The sequence below is a fragment of the Sphingopyxis sp. KK2 genome, from assembly GCF_001990265.1.
GTDB lineage: Bacteria > Pseudomonadota > Alphaproteobacteria > Sphingomonadales > Sphingomonadaceae > Sphingopyxis.
Window position 1 is genome coordinate 1 of record NZ_LYVN01000240.1, and the last position, 3,072, is coordinate 3,072.

3 protein-coding genes are annotated in these 3,072 nt (G+C 66.1%); all 3 read left to right on the forward strand.

The window, feature by feature from the left end; translation table 11 throughout:
- The first annotated feature begins 7 nt into the window (after nt 1-7).
- The 3 genes from B1A78_RS21150 (at nt 8) to B1A78_RS21160 (ending at nt 2,868) form a co-directional block, all read left to right on the forward strand.
- The gene (locus B1A78_RS21150) at nt 8-169 is read left to right on the forward strand and encodes a cytochrome c-type biogenesis protein CcmH (protein ID WP_256839760.1); all 162 of its coding nucleotides are present in this window, start codon (nt 8-10) and stop codon (nt 167-169) included.
- Nucleotides 166-852: a cytochrome c biogenesis factor gene (locus tag B1A78_RS21155; RefSeq protein WP_077148824.1), complete on the forward strand. Its 687-nt coding sequence runs from the start codon at nt 166-168 to the stop codon at nt 850-852. The genes B1A78_RS21150 and B1A78_RS21155 overlap by 4 nt, the downstream gene beginning before the upstream one ends.
- A gap of 72 nt (nt 853-924) precedes the next feature.
- A complete protein-coding gene (locus B1A78_RS21160; RefSeq protein WP_077148825.1) occupies nt 925-2,868 on the forward strand; it encodes a potassium transporter Kup in 1,944 nt (647 codons plus the stop codon).
- Nucleotides 2,869-3,072: the final 204 nt, after the last annotated feature.

A 3,072-nucleotide genomic window follows, 5' to 3' on the forward strand; every position in this document is an offset into this window, starting at 1 on the left:
ATGGCTGATCGCGCGCTATGGCAATTGGGTGAGTTACGACCCGCCGTTCGACCTGGCGACGTCCTTCCTGTGGATCGGACCGTTGCTGTTCCTGATCGCCGGCGGCTGGCTCGCCTTTGGGCGGTTCCGGCGCGGCGAGGCCGAGGACGGCGGGGAGGGCGCGGCATGATCTGGCTGTGGATATTGCTCGCCGCAGCGCTGACGATCGGCGGCATGATGTGGCTCGCCAAGCTGCCCGCCGCGGCGCGGCCGCTGGCAGGGGCGGCGGTGATGCTGGGGCTGGCGGGCTATGCGCTGCAGGGCACCCCCTCGCTCCCCGGAAAACCGGTTGCCGCGCCGGCCGACGATGAGGGTTTCGGCGAGGTGTTGAGCGATCCGCGGCAGGGCATGGCCGACCGCTTTGGCCCCGCGGCGAAATGGCTGGGCATGTCCGACGGCTTTGCGCGCACCGGCAAGACCGAACTCGCGGCGCAGACACTCGAAAAGGGGCTCGAGAAATATCCTGACAATGTCGACCTGTGGGTCGGCCTGGGCAATGCGCTGGTCGCGCATGGCGGCGGGGTGATGTCGCCGGCGTCGGCGCTGGCGTTCGACGAGGCGGCACGGCGCGACCCGACGCACCCGGCGCCGCCCTTTTTTGCGGGGCTTGCGCTCGCACAGGGCGGCGACCTGAAGGGCGCCGAGGCGGTGTGGGGCGAGTTGCTGCGCCGCAGCCCCGCCGATGCGCCGTGGCGGCGCGACCTCGAGATGCGGCTGGCGCAGCTGCGGCAGGCGCTGGGGCCGCAATTGCCGCCCGAGACGCCTTCCGACGCGCCGCCGCCACCGGATACCGCGACCGCCGAGGCGCCGTGACGCGCGGCGCTTACTATCGCTGGTCTTTTCCCACGGCTGGGCTAAAGGCGCGCGATGACTGCTGAGTCGCAAATGGCGGCAACCGGTGCCGAAGGCGCCGGGCCCGACGCCGCCGATAATGGCCATACCGGCCACGGACACCAGGGCGATGGCAAGCTGAAGCTTGCCGTCGGCGCGGTCGGCGTCGTGTTCGGCGACATCGGCACCAGCCCGCTCTACGCATTCCGCGAAACCTTTGCCGGGCATCATTCGATCGATGCCGACCGGCTGCACATCTATGGCGTGCTGAGCCTCGTCTTCTGGTCGATGATGCTCGTCGTCACCTTCAAATATGTGCTGACGATCATGAAGGCCGACAACAAGGGCGAGGGGGGCAGCCTGGCGCTGCTCGCGCTGATCAGCCGTTCGTCGGGCGAGAAGCGCTGGACCTGGCCGATCATCCTGCTCGGGGTGTTCGCGACCGCGCTCTTCTATGGCGACAGCATGATCACGCCTGCGATGTCGGTGCTGTCGGCGACCGAGGGGCTGAGCTATATCAACAAGGGGTTCGACCCCTATATCGTGCCGATCGCGCTGACGATCCTGATCGCATTGTTCGCGATCCAGTCGCGCGGGACGGCGAAGGTCGGGATGCTCTTCGGCCCGATCATGCTGCTCTATTTCCTGATGCTCGCGACGCTGGGCGTGATGCATATCGTCGAGCATCCGTCGATCATCATCGCGACGCTCAATCCGATGAATGCGCTGAACTTCTTCTATGTCGACGGCTTTACCGCTTTCATCGCGCTCGGCGCGGTGGTGCTCGCGGTGACCGGCGCCGAGGCGCTCTATGCCGACATGGGGCATTTCGGGCGCGGACCGATCGGGATCAGCTGGATGTTCTTCGTGCTGCCCGCGCTGATGCTCAATTATATGGGGCAGGGCGCGATGGTGCTCGAGGCCGAGATGGGGCAGCGGCTGGGGCTGATCCAGGATCCCTTCTTCCTGATGATGCCCGAAGCCTGGCAGGTGCCGGTGGTGATCCTGGCGCTGCTCGCGACGATCATCGCGAGCCAGGCGGTGATCTCGGGCGCCTTCTCGCTGACCCAGCAGGCGATCCAGCTCGGCTTCATCCCGCGCCTGCGCGTCGAGCATACGAGCGCGTCGGCAGCGGGGCAGATTTATATCCCGGTGGTCAACTGGTTCCTGATGACGATGGTCATCATCCTGGTCCTCTTCTTCGGATCGTCGAGCAACCTCGCCGCAGCCTATGGCATCGCGGTGACGGGGGCGATGTTCATCGACACCTGTCTGATGAGCGTCGTGCTGTTCACGCTTTGGAAGTGGCCGGCGTGGAAGGCGCTGCCGATCCTTGCGGTCTTCTTCATCGTCGACATCGCCTATTTCGGTGCCAACCTGATCAAGGTGCCCGACGGCGGCTGGGTGCCGCTGGCGATCGGTCTGACGATCTTCACGATGCTGACCACTTGGTCGCGCGGCCGCAAGCTGATGCAGCAGGAGATGGCCGACGGCGCGATGCCGATCCCGGTGTTCGTCAAATCGGCGGCGAACAGCGCGACGCGCGTCCCCGGCACCGCGGTGTTCATGACGTCGAGCGCCGACGGGGTCCCGCACGCGCTGCTCCACAACCTCAAGCATAACAAAGTGCTGCACGAGCGGATCATCCTGCTGACGATCAAGATCGCCGACGTTCCCTTCGTGCCCGAGGCGAAATTCTGCACGCTCGAGGATCTGGGGCAAGGCTTCCACCGGCTGGTGCTACATTATGGCTTCATGCAGCCGGTCGATGTGCCCGCGGCGCTGCACCGCGTCACCGGCTGCGGCGGCACCTTCAAGATGCTCGAGACGAGCTTCTTCCTGTCACGCCAGACTTTGATCGCGGCCGCCAAGCCCGGCATGCCGATCTGGCGCGAAAAATTGTTCGCATGGATGCTGCGCAATTCGGAAAGCGCGATGGAATATTTCCGCCTGCCGACCAACCGCGTCGTCGAACTGGGTAGCCAGGTCGCGATCTGACGGCGTGTCCGTTTCGGACGCATCGCTCTCGGGACGGCTTGCGCGGCGGGGCCGCGCTTGCGATGCAGCGGCGAAGCGGAAGAGGGGAGGCGGGGCCACGACATGGATAAAGGTAGCCGCGATGCGCTGACCTTCGTCGACCGGCCCTTTGCCCTGCTCGTCGTGCGGCGTGGGTCGGTCGACGCGCCGGAAGCGGCGTTTCGC

Coding starts and splice junctions, on each gene's coding strand:
- B1A78_RS21155 (WP_077148824.1), top strand. CDS start 166: ATGATCTGGCTGTGGATATTGCTCGCCGCAGCGCTGACGATCGGCGGC.
- B1A78_RS21160 (WP_077148825.1), top strand. CDS start 925: ATGGCGGCAACCGGTGCCGAAGGCGCCGGGCCCGACGCCGCCGATAAT.